This is a genomic window from Mycobacterium sp. GA-1841, from assembly GCF_001954135.1.
Classification (GTDB): domain Bacteria; phylum Actinomycetota; class Actinomycetes; order Mycobacteriales; family Mycobacteriaceae; genus Mycobacterium.
In genome coordinates this window covers 31451-52284 of sequence record NZ_MBEQ01000034.1, presented here as the reverse complement: position 1 = coordinate 52284, position 20834 = coordinate 31451, and the positions used below count along the sequence as shown (strand labels likewise).

The window sequence follows — 20834 nt, the reverse complement described above, 5'->3', positions numbered from 1 at the left end:
AGATTGAGGTCTTCGGTGGGGGTGGCCAGGGCGCCAAACAGGGTGGCGCCGTGGGCCTCGGTGCTGTAGGTGTGCCCGGTGGGTGTGTTGAACACGATGGCGCCGTCGGGGGTTTGGTGGTCGTTCCAGCCGGGGCAGAAGGTTTTCACCAAATGATGTGTGCGGCAATATAGTTTGGTGTTCGACGGGTGGGTAGGGCCGGTCGGATAGGGCACGGTGTGGTCGACATCGCAGTACTGGGCGGGCCGGTCACAGCCGGGGAATCGGCAGGTCAGATCCCGCCAGGTGATGAATTCCCGCAGCGCGGCCGAGGGGCGATACCCCGCCGCACCGGCCGGGGACTTGGTGGTGGGCTCGCTGGTATCCGCGGCACCGTTGACCTCGCTGGCATCGGAGGTGTCGGCGGGCTCACTGGTCTGGGAAGTGTCCGCGGTGCCGCTGGCCTCACCGGCGCTGGTGTCGTCCTCGCGGGTTTGGGTGTCTTCGGGTAGGCGCACGGGTTTTCTGGTCGCATTCGCGGCGAGGTCACGCACACTGTGGGCGGGCAGGATGCCGTAGCCGGGCAGGTAGCCGGGGGTGGAACTGTCGGCGTCGAGGGTGGCCTGATCAGCCAGCACGTGCAACACCGCCGCGTCGGCAGCAGCCCGGGTGCCGGTTGCTGGGCAGTCCTGGGATCGGCACAGACACGGCAGGTGATCTTGTAGCCGGGCCAACGCCCCGGCGGCGTCCGCGCGCCGCTGATCCAGGGTGCGCGGATCGTCGGGGCATACGGTGGCTGCCAGGGCGTCGAGGCGTTGGTCGAGGGCGGCGGCGTCCCCGACGCGCAGATGTCCCCACACCATCGCCATGCCGGGGATGGTGCCGGCTTCGACGGTGAAGTGCCGGCCCTCATCGACCTGTGGGGGGACTCGTTCACCGTGGGGGTCCAGTCGTGCCACCCATTGATCGATGCGGTCACGCAGTTTGGGTTTGGACAACCGCATCCAGGACGCGGCGCGGGCGGCCAGGGCTTGGTCGACGGCAGCCCAGGCCGACGGGTCCACGGTGTCGGTGCGGTTGATGATTGCCAACACCATCCGCATGTCGATGTCCCCGGCAGCGAACAGGGCGGCGATGTGGGGGAGGCGGTCGCGCAGGACGCGGGCTTGGCGGATCTGTTCGCCGGCGCGGTGGCGGCTGATGTTCAACGCCGCTGAGATTTCGGCGGCAACCGCTTCGAACGGGTCGGTGCGCCAGTACACCGTTTCAGCCAGTTCCCGTTCCCGGCGGGTGTCCAGTTCACCGATGGCTGCCAGGCGGTGGGCGATCGCGCTCGATTCCGCTCGCGCGGCAGCACTCATCGCGTCGATGAGAGCGGCATCAGAATCACTGTCGAACACATGTTCGATTATGCCACCGCGAGGTGACACGCGCAGCCTTTTGGTCAGGCCGAATGCTCGCGCTCTCCGCCCGGCAGATCGATCACCCCGGCGCGGATGAGGATCAGCAGGCTGACTGCCAGCACCCAGACCGGGAACGCCAGCACGATCCACATGCTGACATCGCCGCCGATCAAAAGTGCCACCGCAAACAGGTAGGTGGCATAGACCAGCGGCCGGGGCATCAAACCGGTCTTGAGCCAGATCGTGGCCAGCGAGATCATGAACACCGCCGCCATGCGCACGCCGTATGTCTTGCTCAACGCCATCAACACCATCTGGCCGAACGTGGCGACGTGACTGTAGACAGTGCCATCCGTCATGCCCGCCCGGGCGGCGATCAATCCCGCGCCGATTGCCGAGGATACGAACATCGTGGCCAAGAACAGGATGCCGCTGCCCAGGAACACGGTGGCGAAAAACCGGTCCTCGTAACGTCCGAAGCCGTCGCGCACCACGCCGATGAACCACAGGAACGCAATGCCGGCGAACGGCATCAACACCGAGGCGACGCGCAGCCGGGTGGTCGCACCGTCGATCCATTGCGAACCAGGCTCCGCGCCTTCGGGCAGCGCGGTACGGATCAGCACCAGGGCCACCCCGAACAACACGGCGAACACGACACCGGCAAATGCGGCCGCATGCGGCGTCGACAAACGGTGCAAAGGTCGTTGAACCACGGCTCATCGTGACATTTACGATGACCCGATGTCACTGGGCGGGAAAACAGCGTTGGTCACCGGAGCGACAAGTGGCATCGGCCGCGCCACCGCAACACTTCTCGCCGCGCGCGGCGCACATGTGTTGGTGAGCGGTCGCGACGCGGACCGCGGCGCCCACGTGGTGACCGAGATCCGCGAGGCCGGTGGCACTGCGGACTTCCTGGGCGCCACGCTGACCGACGCCGCCAGTGCCGACGCATTGGTGCAGAATGCGCTGACCGTCGCCGGGCAGATCGACATCCTGGTCAACAATGCCGCCATCGCAGTCTTCGGGCCGACGGCGAAGATCGCCGAGCCGGATTTCGATGCCTGCTACGACCTCAACGTGAAGATCCCGTTTTTCCTCGTCGGGGCGATCGCACCGGCCATGGCCGCACGCGGCGAAGGCGTGATCGTCAACGTCAGCACCATGGTCTCCATGTTCGGCGCCCCGGGTTCGGCGGTGTACGCGTCGTCCAAGGCCGCGCTGAACCTGCTGACCAAGTCCTGGGCTGCCGAATACGGCCCAAAAGGCGTCCGGGTCAACGCTGTTGCGCCAGGCCCGACCGTCACCGAAGGCACCACCGCCCAATACGGTGCCGACGGGCTGGCCGCGCTCGCGGCGAAAGCTCCGGCACGACGCCCGGCAGAACCAGACGAAATCGCCCGCGCCATCGCGTTTTTGGTCAGTGACGACGCCAGCTTCATCCACGGCGCGGTGCTACCGACCGACGGCGGCCGGAGTGCCGTCTAAGGCTGTCCGGGCAACAATCTGATCATCAGTCCGTTGGCCTCGGCGAGCAGGTTCTCCTCTGGGTCACGCAGTTCGGCATTCACGAAAGCCTTGCGCCCCTCGGCTTCTCGCACCCATCCCCGCGCAGTGAGGACCGTGTCGATCGGCGTCACCTTGCGGTAGTCGACATGCAGGAACGCGGTGCGGCTGATCGGGCGGCCGGCCGCGTGGATCACCATGCCGAACACCGAGTCGAACAACAACGGCAGCACCCCGCCGTGCACGGCATAGTTGCCGCCGACGTGGAAACGGCTGAACTGCACGTGCAATTCGACGCCTTCGGGTTCGAATTTCGACATGGTCCACGGCGGCATCAGCAGGCTGCCCGCACCCGGTAGTGAGGGAACCCGGTTGGCCGGGCCGACGCCCTCGGCCGCTTGATACGGCTCGAGCATCTTGACGAGCTCCTCGACCTGATCGGCCGCGTCATCCCAGGTGTCGCCGTCAGGGTTGGCCGATACGGCCAGGTCCTGCGCGCGGCGCATCGCCGTCAGGAATCGCTCGAATCCCGGCCCGGGATCGGCCGGCTCGAAAACCGGGAAACCACCGTGCTGTTCGAAAACCGACTCGGGCCGCTCTTCACTCACGGAGCGGCCAGGATGTCGCGCCGCACAATGGTCTGCTCACGCCCGGGTCCCACGCCGATGCACGAAACGTGAGCGCCGGCAAGCTCTTCCAGCCGCAGTACGTAGTCCTGCGCTTTGGCGGGAAGATCAGAGAACTCACGAGCGGTGGAAATGTCCTCCCACCAGCCGGGCAACTCTTCGTAGATCGGCTCGGCCTTCGCGATGTCGGCCTGGGTCATCGGCATCTCGTTGGTGCGCTTGCCGTCAACCGTGTAGCCGACGCACACCGGGACCGTCTCCAGGCTGGACAGCACGTCGAGCTTGGTCAGGAAGTAGTCGGTGATGCCGTTGACCCGGGTGGCGTACCGAGCGATCACCGCGTCGAACCAGCCGCAGCGCCGCGCGCGTCCGGTCGTCACGCCGACCTCGCCGCCGGTCTTGGCCAGGTAGGCCCCATGCTCGTCGAACAACTCGGTCGGGAACGGACCGGAGCCGACCCGCGTGGTGTACGCCTTGAGGATTCCCAGCACCGTGGTGATCCGCGTCGGTCCGATACCGGAACCGACCGCAGCGCCGCCGGCCGTCGGATTCGACGATGTGACAAACGGATACGTGCCGTGGTCGACGTCGAGCAGGGTCCCCTGCGACCCTTCCAACAGCACCGTCTCCCCGTTTTCCAGCGCCTGGTTCAGCAGCAGCCGGGAATCGGCGATGCGGTGCTTGAAACCCTCGGCCTGGGTGAGCAGGTTCTCCAGGACCTCGGCTGTCTCCAGCGCCTTGCGATTGTAGATTTTGACCAGTACCTGGTTTTTGAATTCCAGTGCCGCCTCGATCTTTTCGGCCAGCAACTGCTCGTCGAGCACGTCGGCGACCCGAATACCGATGCGGGCGATCTTGTCCTGATAGCAGGGACCGATGCCGCGACCGGTGGTGCCGATCTTCTTGCTGCCCGCATATCGCTCCACCACCTTGTCGATGGCGACGTGATACGGCATCAGCAGGTGCGCATCGGCCGAGATGAGCAGCCTCGAGGTGTCGACGCCGCGATCCTCCAGTCCCTGCAGCTCGGTGAGCAGCACACCCGGGTCGACCACCACGCCATTACCGATGACGTTGGTGACCCCCGGGGTGAGGATGCCCGAAGGGATCAGGTGCAGCGCGAAGTTCTCCCCCGTCGGCAGCACCACGGTATGCCCCGCGTTGTTGCCCCCCTGGTAGCGAACGACCCATTGCACGCGGCCACCGAGCAGGTCGGTGGCTTTACCTTTGCCCTCGTCACCCCATTGGGCGCCGATGAGGACGATTGCCGGCATGGCGTAATCTCCCGCCTAATCTTCCGCACTAGTGTGGTGCAGCCGGTAGGTCACCTTATCCCAGCACACGCTGGGAACACATTTTCTCTCACGGGCGAGGTGCAGTTTTGACCCCCTCACATGGGATCGCGGTGGTGGGCACGGCGTCGGTTCCGCATTCCCTCCGATCCTTGCCGAGGATCACGGTCGATGACCTGACGACACACCGCAGAGTGGTCGTGACCGGCGGCGACGCCGAGCTGGCGGCCGTGTTGACGACGCTGCTGCGCGCCGATCGACTGGATGTCGAGGTGGCGCCGGTGTCCGGCAGCTGGTCGGCCCGACGTGCCCTGCGCGCCCCGGCCCGGCGTGTCCCGCTGATCCGTGACGAAACCGGAACCGTGCTGGTCACGGCGGCCCAGTGGCACGGAGTCGACGGCGCACCGCTGCAGGGCGAAGCGATCGTCGACGACTGCGTGTTGTTCGATGGCGAGGCCCCCGGTGTCCGCATCGAACCCACGTCAGACATGCCCGGATTGCGCGCCAGCGTGCTGTCGGATCGGGGCCGCCCGCGCGGCTGGGTCGTCGGGCGCGCCGCACAGCTGGGCACCCCGGGTGCGCAGGTGATCCGGGACGGGGTGCCCGCCCCGCGGACCGCACGACGCTCGACGTTCTACCGGCACACCGAGGGCTGGCTCCGCGTCAGCTGAGCAGGGGCAGCACCCGGTAGCGTCGAATCGTGAACATCCGCCCGCTGCATCAGTCGGTCCGGCCGAGCCCGGTTTTCCTGGCCGTCGTCGCGCTCACCGCAGCCGGCGGGGTACTGGCCTGGCTGGCCGGCGTGGAGCGGACCGCGATGTCGTATGTGGGCGTGTTCGTCCTGGTGATCGCGGGTTGGCTGGTGTCGCTGTGCCTGCACGAATTCGGCCATGCATTCACCGCCTGGCGGTTCGGGGACGCCACCATGAAAAGCGAAGTGGCTGGCCGGGGCTATCTGACCCTCAACCCGTTCAAGTACTCCCATCCCCTGCTGTCGTTGGGCTTTCCGCTGCTCGTCATCGCGCTGGGCGGGATCGGCCTGCCCGGCGGGGCGGTCTACGTCCGCACCTCTTGGATGACGGCGCGGCAGAAGACCCTGGTCAGCCTGGCCGGCCCGGCCGCGAACCTGGTGTTGGCGGTGCTGCTGCTCGGCATCACCGCGGTGTTCTACGACCCCGACCACCCCGTGTTCTGGTCGGGCCTGGCCTTCCTGGGATTCCTGCAGGTCACTGCGCTGGTGCTGAACCTGCTCCCGGTTCCCGGGCTGGACGGCTACGGCGCTTTGGAACCGCATCTGAGCCCGGACACCCAACGAGCCTTGGAGCCGGCCAAACAGTGGGGCTTGTTCGTCGTGTTGATCCTGCTGTTCGCCCCGGCGCTCAACCGATGGTTCTTCTCGGTGGTGTTCTGGTTCGTCGATCTGTCCGGGGTGCCGAGCCAGCTGGTGGCGATCGGTAGCCAGCTGACCCGGTTCTGGTCTGCCTGGCTCTGATCCCCCAACCCCTTGCCACATATGCGAACTTCCGCATATATTTCGGGCATGGGTGCCGGCCACGATCACAGTCACCACAGCGATGCCCGCGTCAGCCGGATGGTCATCGCTGCGGCGATCCTCAGCGCGTTCTTCGTGCTCGAACTCGTCACCGCCCTACTGATCAACTCGATCGCCCTGCTGGCCGACGCCGGTCACATGCTGACCGACCTCGTCGCCATGTTCATGGGTTTGACGGCGGTATTGCTGGCCAAGCGCGGCAGCACTTCCCCGGCCCGGACCTACGGCTGGCACCGGGCCGAGGTCTTCACCGCGGTGGCCAACGCGGCCCTGCTGCTCGGGGTCGCGGGATTCATCCTCTACGAGGCCGTCGAACGCCTCGGCCACGCGCCTGACGTGCCCGGTGTGCCCATGATCGTGGTGGCCCTGGCCGGCCTGGCGGCCAACGCCGTCGTCGTCCTGCTGCTGCGGTCACACTCCAAGGACAGCCTGGCCGTCAAGGGCGCCTACATGGAGGTCGTGGCCGACACCGTCGGCAGCATCGGCGTCCTGATCGCCGGCATCGTCACCGTCACCACCGGCTGGCCCTACGCCGATGTGGTGGTCGCGGTCCTCGTCGCCCTGTGGGTCCTGCCCCGGGCCATCGCGCTGGCCCGGGCCGCGCTGCGCATCCTGTCCGAATCCTCCCCGAGCCACATCGACGTCGAGGAGTTACGCGACGCGCTCGGCGCGGTCGACGGGGTCACCGGCGTACACGACCTGCATGTGTGGACGCTGGTCCCCGGCAAGGACATGGTGACCGCACACCTGACCAGCAGCGCGGACACCGCGCGGGTGCTCGACGACGCGCGTGCGGTCCTCACCGCCCGCGGACTGGCCCACGCCACCGTGCAGGTCGAACCGCCCGATGCCGCAGGAGACTGCTCCTGCGACGCCAAGGACTGAATTCAGGAAAGCCCGAGTTCTCCGCGAGCCGACGGGTCGCAATCGTCGAGCAGATCCAGGCACCGCTGGAACTCGTCGGTCTCACCGATGTCGTCGGCGGCCTGGGCCAGCGCTGCCACGCACCGCAGGAACCCCTGGTTCGGCTCATGGGCGAACGGAACGGGACCGAAGCCCTTCCAGCCGTTGCGGCGCAACTGATCCAGCCCGCGGTGATAACCGGTGCGGGCATACGCGTAGGCGGTGACGGCCTTGTCCTCGGCCAGCGCCGACTCCGCGAGTACCGCCCACGCGATCGATGCCGACGGGTGCGCGGCGGCCACCACAGCGGCCTTCTCTCCAGCGGCCAATTCGTCCTCGGCTTCCGGGTCCCCGGGAAGAAGAACCGGATCCGGCCCCAACAAATCACCCATCCGTGTCATGGGCCCTATTGTGCACCGACGGATAAGCTCCACCCGTACCGACGTACGGGAGGACCGCAGCAGGGATGTCGAACCCATCGGGACCGGACGAGGACCGCACGCCGGGCCGGCAAGACCATCACAGTGACGCACCGACGGAGAAGGTCCAGATACCCCGGCCGTCCGAGGTGACCGATCCGGCCACCGAAATCATCGGCTCGCCGGACGAGGTCACCGAGGCGGTCGCGCGCAGTGAGGATCGACGGTTCACGGCGCCGTCTGGTTTCGACGGATCCACACAGAAGATCGATACCCCGCCCGATCCCGAGACCGAGGTGTTCGCACCGCCGGCCGATGGCGACACCGTCGCCGCGGAAGTACCCAAAGGTGCGGCACCGCAAGTCATCCCGCCCCGAGACGAATCGGCCGAGCCGTCGGCAACCACTGCTCGGCGCAGCTGGGGATGGGTGGTCGCGGTCGTGTTGGTGATCGCCGCACTGGTGGCGATCGCGGTGCTCGGCACCGTCCTGCTGACCCGTAATTCGTCGGCGTCGACATCCTCCGAAGACGACGTCCGTGCCACGATCCAGGACTTCGATTCGGCCATCCAGCGCGGCGACCTGGCCGCCCTGAGGTCGATCACCTGCGGCACCACCCGCGACAACTATGTGAAGTACGACCAGAAGGCCTGGGATGAAACCCATGCCCGCGTGGAGTCGGCGAAGCAGTATCCGGTGGTCGCGAGCATCGACCAGGTCGTGGTCAACGGCGATCACGCCGAGGCCAACGTCACCAGCTTCATGGCCTTTGCGCCGCAAACCCGCTCCACCCGCAGCTTCGACCTGCAGTTCCGCGACAATCAGTGGAAGATCTGCCAGGCCCCGACCGGCTAGCCTGATCGGGTGAAACCGGGGGGCTCGAAACTCTGGCCGGCGCTCTGCGCACTCGGCGCCGTCGTCGTTGTCGGAGTGGCGGCCCTGCTGGTCCGGCTTCCCGACTCCGCGCTCGACATCCTGCCCGGCAAACCCGCCTTTCCCCAGATCGACCGCACCGCGCTGGCCCCGGACCAGGTTCGGATCATCGACGTCCTGCAGGCGCAGTACGACGCGCAACCCGGCGGCAGCCACTACTCCGAGGGCATCGAGGAGCCGTGGTGCGCCGACTTCGTCAGCTGGGTGCTCAAGGAGGCGGGCCAACCGCTGTCCAACCCGAACTCGGGACATTGGCGCATCCCGGGCGTGTACACGCTGCAGGAGTACTACCAGGCGACCGGGCAATTCGTTCCCGCCGACGGTTACCGCCCGCAGACCGGCGACGTGGCGATGTACACCGAAGGCAGTCCGCTCGGGTTGCACACGAATTTCGTTGTGGCGGTGGACGGCGAGGCGATCACCACGGTCGGCGGCAACGAGGAGGGCGGCATCCGGGTGCACACGCTCGACGACGAGGAGATCGCCGGCATCCTCGGCTACGGCAAATCGGGCTAGGGCAAATCGGACCAGGGCAATCTGCGCCCTGACCGCCGGTGACGGCACCCCAGGTACCCTTGGGAGCCGTGATCGACACCGCCCTCCCTGCCGCGACGACCAATCTGGCACTCATGCCGGATTTCATGGATCCGCTGCACCTCATCGGATCTTTCGGCACGTGGGCCCTCGTGGGCATCCTCGTCGTGGTCTTCGTCGAATCCGGAGTGTTGTTCCCGGTACTCCCCGGCGACTCCCTGCTGTTCGTCGCGGGCATGCTGGCCGCGGGCACTGCCGCGCAGGGCACGGCGGTGGACGCCAACTTCCAGCTCTGGCAACTGCTGGTGTTCATCCCGATCGCTGCGATCCTCGGCGGCCAGGTGGGCTACATCATCGGACGGACCATCGGCACCTCGATGTTCAAACCCGAGGCGCGGGTGCTCAAGCAGAAGTATCTCGACGAAGCTCACGCGTTCTTCGAACAGCGCGGCCCGTTCGCCATCGTCATCGCCCGCTTCGTGCCGATCGTGCGGACCCTGGCGCCGATCGTCGCCGGCGCCGCCAAGATGCGCTATTCGGTGTTCACCACGTTCAACGTTCTCGGAGCGATCATCTGGGGCGTCGGCCTGGTACTACTCGGTTACTCGCTGGGCCAGTTCGAGATCATCCAGAAGCTGCTCGAGCCGATCTTCATCCTGATCGTGGTCGCCTCGGTCGCACCGATGTTCATCGAGTGGTTGAAGCGCCGCCGCGCCGCCAAGAAGGCCGCCGCACCACAGGTCTAGTGGTGGATACGGCCGTCGGTCTGGGCCAGCGGTCGTCCTCCTCCGCCCCACCGCTGGGCGATGATCTCGGCCGCGATCGAGACCGCTGTCTCCTCGGGCGTGCGGCCGCCGAGGTCCAACCCGATCGGGCTGCTCAGCTTGGACAGCTCCTCGGAGGTCATCCCCGCCTCACGCAGCCGCGCCACCCGATCCTCGTGGGTGCGCCTTGACCCCATCGCCCCGATGTAGGCGGCTCGCGCGTTCTCGGGTAGCCGCAACGCCACCTCCAGCAGCGGGACGTCGAACTTGGGGTCGTGCGTCAGCACACAGATCACCGTGCGGGCGTCGATCGCGCCCGCCTCGGCCTGGGCTGCCAGGTAGCGGTGCGGCCAGTCGACGACCACCTCGTCGGCCGTCGGAAACCGGGCCGGCGTGGCGAACACCGGACGTGCGTCGCACACCGTAACCCGGTAGCCCAGGAACGTGCCCTGTTGGGCGACGGCCGCCGCGAAGTCGATCGCCCCGAACACCAACATGCGCGGTCGCGGGGCGTGGCTGGCCACGAACACCTCCATGCCCCCGCCGCGACGTTGCCCGTCCGGGCCGTAGGTCAACACCTCGCTGCGGCCGGCGGCCAGCAGCCCGCGGGCATCGTCGGACACGGCGGCGTCGGCCCGCGCCGAGCCGAGCGAGCCCTCGTGATCGTCGCTGCGCACCACCAACCGTTTGCCGACCCAGGAAGTGTCCGGGTGGGCGATGACGGTGGCCACCGCGACCGGGCGGTGAGCCTCGATGTCGTCGGCCACCGCACCCAGTTGCCGAAACGTCTCCTGCGACACCGGCTCCACGAACACATCGAGGATGCCGCCGCAGGTGAGCCCGACCTCGAACGCGTCGTCGTCGCTCACACCGTAGCGCTGCAGCACCGGGACCCCGGTGGCCATCACGTCCATGGCCAGGTCATAGACCGCACCCTCGACGCAACCACCAGAGACCGATCCGGTGACCGTGCCGTCGGGCGCGACGAGCATCGCCGCCCCCGCGGGACGCGGCGCGGACCGAAAGGTGCGCACCACGGTCCCGACGCCGGCGGTGCCGCCGGCCCGCCAGACCGCTGACAAGGTGCTCAGCACGTCTCTCACGCCGTTCAATCTAAGGCTTGAGCACTACCCCAGCTCGAGAGCACCGGCGAGTTCGCGCAACGCCGGCCGCGGATCCGCCGTCGGGTTGTCGCCGAGCACCTGCACCACGACGTGGTCGGCACCGGCGTCCAGGTGCGCCGTCACGGCTTTCGCCGCGCTGTCGACCGATCCCATTCCCACCACGCCGCGGGCCAGCCGGTCGGAACCGCCACGCACGAGGTCGGACTCGTCAAAGCCCTGTCGCAGCCACGAATTCCGGTAATTCGGCAGACCGCTGTACACGTCGAGGTGCGCGTGGGCGCGACGCAACTGATCCTCGTCGGTGGCGCCGATGGCCACCGCCTGCTCCGAGACGATCCACTTGTCCGGTCCGAGAATCTCGCGGGTGACCCGAGTTTGTTCCGGAGTGACGAGATACGGATGTGCGCCGTCGGCATGCGTGCCCGACAACTCGATCATCTTCGGGCCCAACGCGGCCAGCAGCCGGGGCGGACGGCCGACGCCCGGTTCGATCTGTTCGGGCACCGCGGCCATCCGGTCGAGATAGTCCCGCATGGTGGCCAGTGGCTTCTGATACACACCCTGCAGACCGTGCTCGACCAGCGGTCCGTGGCTGACCCCGAGACCCAACACGAACCGGCCGGGATACAGCGCGGTGAGAGTACGGGCTCCCGTCTCGGCCGCACTCGGCACCCGCACGTGGATGTTGGCGATACCGGTGCCCACCACCAGGCGCTGCGTCGCGGCCAGGAAGGCCGCCGACTGCGTCAGGCATTCCTTACCGGTCACCTCCGGCAGGAACAACGAACCGTAACCGAGCGATTCGATCTCTCGGGCCACCTCCTGCGCGTCCGGCATCGACCAGGTCTCACTGGCCCACCACACCCCGATCCGGCTTCCGAAATCGATCGTGGCCCGTTGTGCGTTCGTCAACGCCTACTCCTCATCGTGTGTGCGGCCTCCATCAACATCCAGCCCGACAGCTGGACCGAGAGATCACGTTCGGGGATCGCCGAGGCATTGACCGCGCCGTCGACGAACTGGGCCTCCGCGCTGTCACCGGCTTTTCCGGCTTTTCCATCAAGGGCCTCGGGCACCTCGGCGGTCCGGTCCCAGAACGGCCCGAACAGCGGCAGCCCGTCCACGGTCTGCCGGTTGTTCCACGCCGCCTCCGCGGATTTCAGCACGATCGTGCGGGCCGTGTGACGCGCCGCCTCGTCTGCCTCGGTGTCACCGGGCAGCGTGGTCGCCACCAACGCCAGGTAACGCGCCGTGATGCCGTTGAACAGCCCACCGTCGCCACCGCCGGCGCCCTTGATGACGCCGTCGGGCGCCATCTCCTTGTCCACCGCGGCCACCAGGCGGCGCACCCGCTCCCCGTGGCGGGAATCCTGGGTGCGCACCGCGAGTTCGACCTCGAGACCGAGCACCACACCCTGGCAATAGGTGTACTGGGCGCGCACCATCGAACCGGCCTTGATGCCGTCGAACACCAGATGGGTTTCGGGGTCGATCAGGGTGTCGTCAATCCAGTCGGCCATCTGCTGGGCCCGCCGCAGCCGGTCGTCATAGCGGGCCAAGAAGATCCCGGCCGGCCCGTTGGCCGGGGCGTTGAAGAACTGGTCTTGCTTACGCCACGGGATGCCGCCGCCGTCCTCGGGCACCCAGGCGTTGACGAACTGATCGCACAACTTGTCGAGTGGACGGGGTTTTTCCACTCCGGCCAGGCGTCCGGCCCGCTCGAGCGCCAGTGCCAACCACGCCATGTCGTCGTAGTAGCTGTTGACCCACCCCGTGTTTCGCAGCCAGTGCGCACGAATCTGCCGTTCGATGCGGGTTTTGCGCTCCGGCTGCGGATCGCGTACCTGCGCGTCGACCAGACAGTCGAGAAGGTGCGCCTGCCACCAGTAATGCCAGGTTCCGAACTGACGGTACTTCTTGGTCGACGGCCACGCCGTCACGCCGAGCTGCGTGCCCGGAAGGTGCCAGAGTTTGGTCAGATGCCGTTGGGTGATCGCAGCTTCGGCGCTGGCCGCGCGGTTGGCCCATAGCTGATCCATGACAACGATCCTGCCCTACCAGGCCGCCGAAATGTCGGCATGTCGAGCGATCCACGCGTGCATGACTATTCCCGCGGCGACTCCGGCGTTGATGCTTCGGGTCGACCCGAACTGGGCGATGGAAACCGTGACGGCGGCCCCGGCCTGCGCCTCCGGAGTGATGCCCGGACCCTCCTGTCCGAAGATCAGCAGACAGTCGCGGGGCAGCTCGGTCTGCTCGAGCCGCACCGATCCGGGCACGTTGTCCACCGCGACGACGGTCAACCCGGCCTCGGCGGCGAACGACAGCAACTCCGCGGTGGTGTCGTGATGGCGCAACCGCTGATAGCGATCGGTGACCATGGCGCCGCGCCGGTTCCACCGCCGCCGTCCGACGATGTGCACGGTGTCGACCGCGAAGGCGTTGGCGGTGCGGACCACGGTGCCGATGTTCGCATCGCTGCCGAAGTTCTCGATCGCGATGTGCAACCGGTGCCGGCGCCGGTCGATGTCGGCGGTGATCGCCTCACGGGTCCAATACCGGTAGGCGTCAACGACATTGCGGGTATCCCCGTCGCGCAGCAGATCCGGGTCATAACGCGCGGCGTCGTCCCCGGCAGGCAGCGGCCCCTCCCACGGGCCCACGCCCGGCGACTCACCCCACTCGGTGGGGCCGACAGTCTCAACCACCGGTCGTCCACAGCGCAGCGTGTGTCCCGATCACCGACACCGATGCATACAGCAGTGCGGCGTTGATCTCCCCCTGAGAGCACAGCGAGACCCGCACGTTGACCGCGTCCCGCGATGCCTCGGGCAGGATCAGCACCGAGGAGCCGTACACCGAGCAGATGTGGCTGAGCCCCGGCGGGGGCAACGTCGGGCCGACCACCACCATGAGCGGACCGCCGCGCGCGGCCGCATCCTGGCGGTAACGTGATGCGGCCCCGTCGATTTCGAGGCCGAGCAGCATGTACCCCTTGCCGCTGAACGCGGTGGGATCACCGATCGCCGTCGGCGCCAGTTGGGCACCGTCGGCACTGAACCCGTCGACACTCGTGGTCTTGACGGTGACGCCGGTGTCGTTGACATTGGTCGGCAGCATCCCGACCGGGAACGCGGCCGGATACGCGACGGTGGTTCCGGCGATGCGTTCGCGCGGCGAATAGGCGTAGACCCCGCGCACCTGGCTCTGATCGCGCAACGGCCCCAAACACACTGTGCCCGAGAGTTTGTCGGGCGACGGCGCCGACAGAGGCCGCAGACCCAGATTGGCCACCCCGTCACAACCATGCAGGGCGTCGGCCTCGATCGGATGGGCCAGCGCGCCGTACAGACCGAACCTGATGTCCTCGGGCTTGGCCGGGGAATCGCCGGCGGCCGAGCCCTCGACGTCGATCAGTACACGTTCGGAATCGAACCGCAGATCCGAGACTTTCAGGTGCCAACCCAGGATGTCCAACGACTCACCGAGCGCGGCGGTCGACGCCTCATAGGTTCGTGCCGGTTGATCGGACGCACAGCCCGCGGTGACGACGAGGAGTATCGCCGTCACCGCCGCGATCAGCGCCCGCACCGGTACGAAAGTTCTGTTCTAAGTTCTCCCACGACCTTTTCCCACTGCTTTTGTCATGGCGCGCACCAGGTTTCGGGGAGCCAGCCGGCCTCCGGTGGTCAGCACCTTGTACTGCAGGCCGGGCACGATGACCACCTTGCCCGCGGCGACGTCGGACAGACAATCCCGCACGACATCGTCGACCTGCAGCCACATGAACGACGGCGTGCCCGCCATGTCGATACCGGCGCGGGCATGGAACTCGGTGCGGACAAAGCCCGGACACAGCGCGTGCACGCCGACCCCCGTGCCGCCCAGCCCATTGGCCAACCCCTCGCTGAACGAGACGACCCAGGCCTTGGAGGCCGAATATGTCGATCCGCGCCCGGGCACCAGACCCGCGACGCTGGCCACGTTGATCACGGTGCCGGCGCCCGCGTCGACCATTGAGGGTAGGGCGGCATGGGTCAGCTCCATCACCGCGGTGACGTTGACCGCCAACTGGGCCTGCAACTGGGCCAGATCCGCGGTCCAGAACTCACCCGACGTGCCGAACCCGGCGTTGTTGATCAAGACCTGCACCCCGGCCTGGAGCCGCTCGGCGACCTTGGCGCGGTCGGCCGCGCAGGACAGGTCGGCGGGGAGCAGTTCGACGCCGGCACCGGCCTCGTCGCGCAGCTCTGCGGCAAGTTGTTCGAGGCGCTCACCATCACGTGCCACCAGCACGAGGTCGTACCCGTCGCGGGCGTATCGCCGGGCGAACCCGGCGCCCAGTCCCGAGGTCGGTCCGGTGATCAGCGCGACGGGACGAGGCATGCCGACAGCGTAGTCAACTAGTCTGCCGCGCCTCAGCGCTGGTAGTGCGGGGCGTGCCGGCCGTTGCGTGCCGGTGGCGGAGGCCGACGGATCGCATCCGGACGGCCCGGCTCCTGGCGGGGTTGGGTGTAACGGCTGACGTCACCGCGACCCGGCGCAGCGTCGGCGCGGCCCGGCGGCAACTCGCGGCGCCCGGCCGGAGTCGGGGCGAGCGGGCGGCTGGGAGAGCCGGCACGACGGGTCAGCGCAGCCTGACTGCCCTGACCGGACTGCGGCGCCACACCGTTCTGCGGAACCGGCGGCAGCACCCGCAACAGGTCGTTGAACTGACGCACGGTGCGCAGGCCTTCGTCCCATTGGGCGCGGGTACTGGTGACGGGCATGCTGACGAGCGTCCAGTTCTGCTCGTTCCACATGATCTCGGCACAGTCGGGAGCGGTGTGGGCGAACGTGACCATCCGGCGGTCGCAGGCCCGACGCGCGGCGTCGAGGTTGGTGGAGTACACCATCCGCGGACCGATCGCACCGAGCAGCCAGATGTCGCTCTCGCGGGGCTCCTTGATGCCCTTGAGCCGCAGATCGACTACGACATTCGTGCCGACCTTGCGGTGCAGCGCGATCACCGTCGCCACCTCTTCGATGTCAAAGATGAACACCGCCTCGCCACGAATCTGGCCGAGCACGACGTTCTTGGCCGTGACGTCACCGACGGTCGACATGACCCCGCGCTTCCAGCGCTTGAGGATCTCGTGCGACTCATGCTCATAGTCGAAGCCATGCGACTTCGCCCACGATTTGCGGCGCCGTCCCAACCCACGTCGACGATCGATGTCGACGTACAGCAGCACTCCCGCACCCACGAAACAGAGTGCGGACAGCGTGAACCAGAGCGGGACCATCGGGCCTAGCCTACTTGTTGACCGGGGCAATGCCCCAGCCTTGTGAGGTCACAACCCGATTACTGGTGCTCAGGAGGCTGCGGCCGGGACTCCTCGAGGTACGTGACGATCGCATTGGTGAGTCCACGCCGGGCCAAGTCGAGATCTGTGTACGTGCCGAGTTGACGCTCGGAGGTGATGCCGCGCATCGCCCCCGGGATGAATGACGCCACCTCACGCACCCGCTCGGGGTCCACGTCAAGATCGGCGAAGGCCTGCTGACAGGTCTGCAGCCAGCCCTGCCCCCACGACGACAATTCCGCCGCGGTCTTCGGATAGAGCCGTTCGAGTTCGGCACGCTCCCGCGGCAACGCGGCCCGCAGGTTCTCGATCGCGCGTGAATCACTGGCGGTCAGGCCGTCGTAGAGCAGGTCGATGATCGCAGCGACGCGTTGCCGCAGCGGCGCACCGGTATCGCGGCGGGCCAGCATGCCCGCGCGACGTTCCGCCGTGCGGCGCAGGACCGCGGCCCAGAACCCGTCGATGTCGCCGAACTGGTACTTCACCGCGCCCCAGGTGGCGCCGATCTCTTTGGCGATCCGATTGGCCGAGACCGCTGTCGGATCTCCGGTGGCCAACGCCTTGCGGGCGGCCTCCAGCATGCTCTCCCGGGTGGCGTGGCCGCGCCGGTTGGTGCGGCGCGTACTCACCTCGGCATCGGTCACCCTTCGAGGCTATCCCAGTTTCACAGAACCCTCTTCCAAAATTTCACCGATGCTCCTACGATTCGCGACATGGCCAAACCACCGTTGTCGATGAAACCGACGGGATGGTTCCAGGTCGCCTGGTCGGATGAGGTGTCGACGGGTGCGGTCCACGCCATGAAGTACTTCGGCGAAGAGATGGTCGCGTGGCGCTCGGAATCCGGGCAGGTGACCGTGATGAACGCGTACTGCGAACATCTCGGCGCCCATCTGGGATTCGGCGGCCAAGTGGTCGGCGAGGTGATCCAGTGCCCGTTCCACGGCTGGCAGTGGAACGCCGAGGGCCGCAACGTGTGCATCCCGTACCAGGACCGACCCAACCGAGGTCGCCGGATACGCACCTATCCCGTCGCCGAACGCAACGAAGCCATCTACATCTGGCACGACGCCGAGGGACGTGAGCCGTTCTTCGACGCACCGGATGTGTTCGCGTCCTTCGCCGACGGCAGCAGCGCCGCCGACTATTACCCGCAGCAGCGGTTGTTCCGCTCCGGGTTGGAGCTGCATCCGCAGTACGTGCTGGAGAACGGCGTCGACTTCGCGCACTTCAAATTCGTGCACCAGACCCCGATCGTGCCGGTGTTCACCCGGCACGATTTCGCCGCGCCGATCTCCTACGTCGACTTCACCATCACGTTCGAGGGCGACGACCAACAGTCGATCGAGGATGTCCGCAGCGGCGTCGAGGCGATCAACGGCGGTCTGGGCATTGCGGTGACCAAGAGCTGGGGAATGATCGACAACCGCACGATCTCGGCGGTCACCCCCGTCGACGAGTCCACCTCCGATGTGCGGTTCATGGTCTACATCGGCCGGACCCCCGGGAAAGAATCCGATCGGGCCGCCGCGAAGGCCGCGGAGTTCGGCGACGAGGTGATCCGGCAATTCACCCAGGACATCCACATCTGGTCGCATCAGCGCTACTCCGATCCGCCGGCGCTGGCCACCGCCGAATACGAGGGCTTCACCGCAATCCGCAAGTGGGCCATGCAGTTCTATCCGGACGCCAGGAAGGCAGACACCGTATGACCGAGAAGAGCCGTGTATTCCAGGTGGCGACCGGCAACGTCGGCACCGAGATGATCAAGCGGCTCATCAAGCGTGACGATCTCGAATTGATCGGATTGCATTGCTACACACCGGAAAAGGTGGGTCGTGACGCCGGCGAGATCGCCGGGATCGATCCGATCGGAGTTGTCGCCACCGGGTCGATCGACGACATCATCGCCGCACGTCCCGACGTACTGACTTTCCATGGCGTGTTCCCGGACGAGGATCTGTACGTGAAAGTCCTTGAGGCCGGCATCAACATCGTCACCACGGCCGACTGGATCACCGGTTGGCACCGCGACACCAACCACCCACACCCGTCCGGAAAGCCGGTGTCGCAGTTACTCGCCGAGGCGTGCGAGAAAGGTGGTTCTACGTTCTACGGCACCGGCATGAATCCCGGGGTGAACCAGATCCTGGGCGTGGTGTGCTCGGCCGACGTCGCCGAGATCGAGAACGTCACCACCATCGAATCCGTCGACGTGTCATGCCATCACAGCAAGGACACCTGGATCGAGGTCGGCTATGGGCTGCCGGTCGACGACCCGTCGATCCCGGGCAAGTTGGAGAAGTACACCCGGGTGTTCGCCGACAGCGTGCTGATGATGGCCGACTGCTTCGGCCTCGAGCTCGACGAGGTGAAGTTCAGTGCCGAACTCGGGGCCTGCACCAAGGACGTCGACCTGGGCTGGTACCAGCTGCCCAAAGGATCACTGGGCGGCAATTACATCAAGTACCAGGGGCTGATCGACGGTGTACCGCGGGTGGAGACGCACCTGGAGTGGCAGATGACCCCGCACACCGACCCCAGCTGGGACATCAAGGGCTGCTACATCACTCAGATCAAGGGCGATCCCTGTGTCTACAACAAACACATGATCTTCCCGAAACCCGGTGTGGACCTGTCCGATCCGGATTCGTTTGCCTCGATCGGCATGACGGTGACCGGGCTGCCCGCACTCAACGCCATCGCCTCGGTGGTCAAGGCGCCGCCCGGGTTGCTGACGAGCGCCGACGTACCACTGCGTGGGTTCGCCGGCCGGTTCGCACTTTGAACCTCGGCTAGAGCCCCAACTCATCGGCAAGCGATTCATACAGGCGCATGGCAGCCTCGTCGTATACCTGTAGCAGCACCTCAGACATCGCCGGGTGCGGCGCCGAATTCGCACTGACCAGCTGGATTTGAACATGGTCTGCTCCGGCGTCGAGATGCGCGCGCAATCCTCGCGCGATGTCGGAGGGTTCACCGTGCACGGCAAGGGCATCGATCAGGCGGTCGCTGCCGTCACCGGAAAGATCCGCGTCGGTGAACCCGAGCCGGAGCAGGTTGTTTCGATAGTTGACCAGACCCAGGTACGGATGTTTGATTCGAGGCCGAGCCAGGGCGCGAGCCCGAGCGGCATCCGACTCGAGCACCACCTTCTGCTCGGGGGCCAGGAACTTTTGCGGGCCGAGTGCCACTCTGGATCGACGCGTGTGCTCGGGAGTGACGAGATAAGGGACAGATCCGCCCGCGCGCTCGCGTGCCAGATCCAGCATCTTGGGCCCCAGCGCGGCCAACGCGCGTCGCTCACGCGGCAATCCTGCGGTGTCGAGGTCGTCGAGGAACGCCTGCAACGTCGCCAGCGGTGTGCCATAGCCTTTCGTCTGCTCCGGATGACCCACACCGATACCGAGTAGCAGCCGTTCGGGAAACTTGTCCTCGATACGCCGATAGGCGTCTACCAAGGTAGCCGCATCACCGCGATAGATGTTGTAGATGCTGGTCCCGACGACCAGATTGTCGGTGACCGCGAGGAGATCGTCGATTCCGGCGAGATCGGCTTCCGGGCCACCCAACCATAGCGCCGTAAACCCAAGTCTCTCCAGATGTCTGGCCATGTCCGGTGTGGTCGCGTAGGCCGGCTGCCACACGCCGTACTTTCCGAAATCCATCGCGTTCCTCCGTGTCTTTCTCGCCGCTGCCACCATCGTGGCGCGAGCTTTTTGGACCGGCAAGTCCAGTCAGCTCGGCCAGGGCGAGCCGATGATGCGCTCAACGCTGGTGGTGCGTTGAAAATCGGGGATGAAGTGCTCAAGAACATCGGAATTCACCGTCCCGTTGGTGGTCTCCGGACGGTCTTTCAACCCGTCGAAGTAGGCATTCAAGAACTCGTTCTTGAAGTCCCCCCGCGGGTGCGCCGTGAGGATCTCGTCCACCTGGTCGGGGTGCAGACCGTCGACGCCCAAACCCACCACATCGGTGAGTACGCCGAGATGGGTAGCGGCAATCTCCGGGCCCATCCGGCCCGGGATTCCCGGTGTCGTGTGGAGCGCGATGGCGGTCCACACCGTGTCGGCCGCAGTAGTCGAGAAGCCATGCTCGATCAGGAACTTGCGGCCGTGGTCGGCCCCGTCGACCTCGAAACGCTGCTCGGTGTCGGAGAACGGCGTGAGCAGCCCGGCGTCGTGGAACAGCGCGGCCAGGTAGAGCAGCTCAGGGTCGGGTTGGATACCGAGGCGCCGAGCGTGAATCCGGCCGAAGAAGTACACCCGGCGCGAGTGGTGATAGATGAGTGGGGTGGTCGTGTCCCGAATCAGGCGGGTGGCCTCGACGACCGCCGCCGATTCCGGTACTTCCACCCCTGCAATGATTTCTTCCATGCCATCCATGCTGGTGCGCAGCAGAGGTCCGCGCCGCTCCAGTCCGGCCAGAAAACCCTCAAATGTGGACAAGTCC

At 66.6% G+C, this 20834-nt stretch carries 24 protein-coding genes; 9 read left to right on the top strand and 15 right to left on the bottom strand.

Annotated features, from left to right (window positions below; translation table 11 throughout):
• Positions 1-1379, bottom strand: a 1379-nt coding sequence (locus tag A5740_RS27975; RefSeq protein ID WP_254849128.1) for an HNH endonuclease signature motif containing protein, incomplete at its 3' end; no start/stop codon positions are given.
• Between the two features lie 44 nt (positions 1380-1423).
• The gene (locus tag A5740_RS09480; RefSeq protein WP_076193455.1) at positions 1424-2074 is read right to left on the bottom strand and encodes a hypothetical protein; all 651 of its coding nucleotides are present in this window, start codon (positions 2072-2074) and stop codon (positions 1424-1426) included.
• Between the two features lie 52 nt (positions 2075-2126).
• On the opposite strand from A5740_RS09480, the gene A5740_RS09475 reads away from it, so the two are divergent.
• Positions 2127-2873 carry an SDR family NAD(P)-dependent oxidoreductase gene (locus A5740_RS09475; RefSeq protein ID WP_076193438.1) on the top strand — a complete coding sequence of 249 codons (747 nt, stop codon included), beginning with the start codon at positions 2127-2129 and terminating at the stop codon, positions 2871-2873.
• Here the strand turns inward: A5740_RS09475 and A5740_RS09470 are convergent.
• Together A5740_RS09470 and A5740_RS09465 are read right to left on the bottom strand one after the other, a co-directional pair.
• A complete protein-coding gene (locus A5740_RS09470; protein ID WP_076193437.1) occupies positions 2870-3499 on the bottom strand; it encodes a PaaI family thioesterase in 630 nt (209 codons plus the stop codon). The genes A5740_RS09475 and A5740_RS09470 overlap by 4 nt on opposite strands.
• Positions 3496-4791, bottom strand: a complete 1296-nt coding sequence (locus A5740_RS09465) for an adenylosuccinate synthase (protein WP_076193435.1) — start codon at positions 4789-4791, stop codon at positions 3496-3498. Before A5740_RS09465 ends, A5740_RS09470 begins: the two co-directional genes overlap by 4 nt.
• Positions 4792-4898: 107 nt before the next feature.
• Here A5740_RS09465 and A5740_RS09460 point away from each other — a divergent pair, with 107 nt between their 5' ends.
• The 3 genes from A5740_RS09460 to A5740_RS09450 are packed head-to-tail and all read left to right on the top strand — an operon-like array spanning position 4899 to position 7246.
• Complete coding sequence (locus A5740_RS09460; protein ID WP_076193433.1) at positions 4899-5480, top strand: hypothetical protein; 582 nt, start codon at positions 4899-4901, stop codon at positions 5478-5480.
• A 29-nt stretch (positions 5481-5509) separates the two neighbouring features.
• Positions 5510-6301, top strand: coding sequence for a site-2 protease family protein (locus A5740_RS09455; RefSeq protein ID WP_076193431.1), 792 nt, complete (start codon positions 5510-5512; stop codon positions 6299-6301).
• Positions 6302-6349: 48 nt separating this feature from the next.
• Positions 6350-7246: a cation diffusion facilitator family transporter gene (locus A5740_RS09450; protein WP_076193430.1), complete on the top strand. Its 897-nt coding sequence runs from the start codon at positions 6350-6352 to the stop codon at positions 7244-7246.
• Positions 7247-7248: 2 nt separating this feature from the next.
• Here A5740_RS09450 and A5740_RS09445 read toward each other — a convergent pair whose 3' ends face one another.
• Positions 7249-7665, bottom strand: a complete 417-nt coding sequence (locus tag A5740_RS09445) for a DUF3151 domain-containing protein (protein WP_067764568.1) — start codon at positions 7663-7665, stop codon at positions 7249-7251.
• A gap of 65 nt (positions 7666-7730) precedes the next feature.
• On the opposite strand from A5740_RS09445, the gene A5740_RS09440 reads away from it, so the two are divergent.
• From A5740_RS09440 to A5740_RS09430, 3 genes are all read left to right on the top strand, one after another.
• Positions 7731-8537: a DUF4878 domain-containing protein gene (locus tag A5740_RS09440; RefSeq protein WP_076193428.1), complete on the top strand. Its 807-nt coding sequence runs from the start codon at positions 7731-7733 to the stop codon at positions 8535-8537.
• Between the two features lie 9 nt (positions 8538-8546).
• The gene (locus tag A5740_RS09435) at positions 8547-9131 is read left to right on the top strand and encodes a CHAP domain-containing protein (RefSeq protein ID WP_076193426.1); all 585 of its coding nucleotides are present in this window, start codon (positions 8547-8549) and stop codon (positions 9129-9131) included.
• Positions 9132-9244: 113 nt separating this feature from the next.
• Complete coding sequence (locus tag A5740_RS09430) at positions 9245-9895, top strand: VTT domain-containing protein (protein ID WP_076193453.1); 651 nt, start codon at positions 9245-9247, stop codon at positions 9893-9895.
• Here A5740_RS09430 and A5740_RS09425 read toward each other — a convergent pair.
• Genes A5740_RS09425 through A5740_RS09390 form a run of 8 tightly spaced genes read right to left on the bottom strand, consistent with a single transcriptional unit; the run spans position 9892 to position 16963 of the window.
• A complete protein-coding gene (locus A5740_RS09425; RefSeq protein WP_076193425.1) occupies positions 9892-11016 on the bottom strand; it encodes an XdhC family protein in 1125 nt (374 codons plus the stop codon). The two genes, A5740_RS09430 and A5740_RS09425, sit on opposite strands and share 4 nt — an antisense overlap.
• A gap of 24 nt (positions 11017-11040) precedes the next feature.
• On the bottom strand, positions 11041-11949 hold the full coding sequence (locus A5740_RS09420) for an LLM class F420-dependent oxidoreductase (RefSeq protein WP_076193423.1): 909 nt from the start codon (positions 11947-11949) through the stop codon (positions 11041-11043).
• Complete coding sequence (locus A5740_RS09415; protein WP_076193421.1) at positions 11946-13076, bottom strand: glycoside hydrolase family 76 protein; 1131 nt, start codon at positions 13074-13076, stop codon at positions 11946-11948. Before A5740_RS09415 ends, A5740_RS09420 begins: the two co-directional genes overlap by 4 nt.
• Positions 13077-13091: 15 nt before the next feature.
• Positions 13092-13745, bottom strand: coding sequence for an RNA methyltransferase (locus tag A5740_RS09410; protein ID WP_076193420.1), 654 nt, complete (start codon positions 13743-13745; stop codon positions 13092-13094).
• Positions 13738-14628 carry a hypothetical protein gene (locus tag A5740_RS09405; RefSeq protein ID WP_076193419.1) on the bottom strand — a complete coding sequence of 297 codons (891 nt, stop codon included), beginning with the start codon at positions 14626-14628 and terminating at the stop codon, positions 13738-13740. Before A5740_RS09405 ends, A5740_RS09410 begins: the two co-directional genes overlap by 8 nt.
• Positions 14629-14646: 18 nt before the next feature.
• Complete coding sequence (locus tag A5740_RS09400; RefSeq protein ID WP_076193417.1) at positions 14647-15423, bottom strand: SDR family oxidoreductase; 777 nt, start codon at positions 15421-15423, stop codon at positions 14647-14649.
• Between the two features lie 32 nt (positions 15424-15455).
• Positions 15456-16322 carry a trehalose monomycolate transport factor TtfA gene (gene ttfA / locus A5740_RS09395; RefSeq protein ID WP_076193416.1) on the bottom strand — a complete coding sequence of 289 codons (867 nt, stop codon included), beginning with the start codon at positions 16320-16322 and terminating at the stop codon, positions 15456-15458.
• A 59-nt stretch (positions 16323-16381) separates the two neighbouring features.
• Positions 16382-16963: a TetR/AcrR family transcriptional regulator gene (locus A5740_RS09390; RefSeq protein ID WP_076193451.1), complete on the bottom strand. Its 582-nt coding sequence runs from the start codon at positions 16961-16963 to the stop codon at positions 16382-16384.
• A gap of 132 nt (positions 16964-17095) precedes the next feature.
• Between A5740_RS09390 and A5740_RS09385 the strand changes: the two genes are divergently transcribed.
• Together A5740_RS09385 and A5740_RS09380 are read left to right on the top strand one after the other, a co-directional pair.
• Positions 17096-18094 carry a Rieske 2Fe-2S domain-containing protein gene (locus tag A5740_RS09385; RefSeq protein WP_076193414.1) on the top strand — a complete coding sequence of 333 codons (999 nt, stop codon included), beginning with the start codon at positions 17096-17098 and terminating at the stop codon, positions 18092-18094.
• Positions 18091-19170: a dihydrodipicolinate reductase gene (locus A5740_RS09380; protein ID WP_076193412.1), complete on the top strand. Its 1080-nt coding sequence runs from the start codon at positions 18091-18093 to the stop codon at positions 19168-19170. The genes A5740_RS09385 and A5740_RS09380 overlap by 4 nt, the downstream gene beginning before the upstream one ends.
• Before the next feature lie 7 nt (positions 19171-19177).
• Here A5740_RS09380 and A5740_RS09375 read toward each other — a convergent pair whose 3' ends face one another.
• Both A5740_RS09375 and A5740_RS09370 read right to left on the bottom strand, forming a co-directional pair.
• Complete coding sequence (locus tag A5740_RS09375; protein ID WP_076193411.1) at positions 19178-20050, bottom strand: TIGR03620 family F420-dependent LLM class oxidoreductase; 873 nt, start codon at positions 20048-20050, stop codon at positions 19178-19180.
• 69 nt (positions 20051-20119) lie between these two features.
• Positions 20120-20758 carry an HD domain-containing protein gene (locus A5740_RS09370; RefSeq protein WP_076193449.1) on the bottom strand — a complete coding sequence of 213 codons (639 nt, stop codon included), beginning with the start codon at positions 20756-20758 and terminating at the stop codon, positions 20120-20122.
• Positions 20759-20834 lie beyond the last annotated feature (76 nt).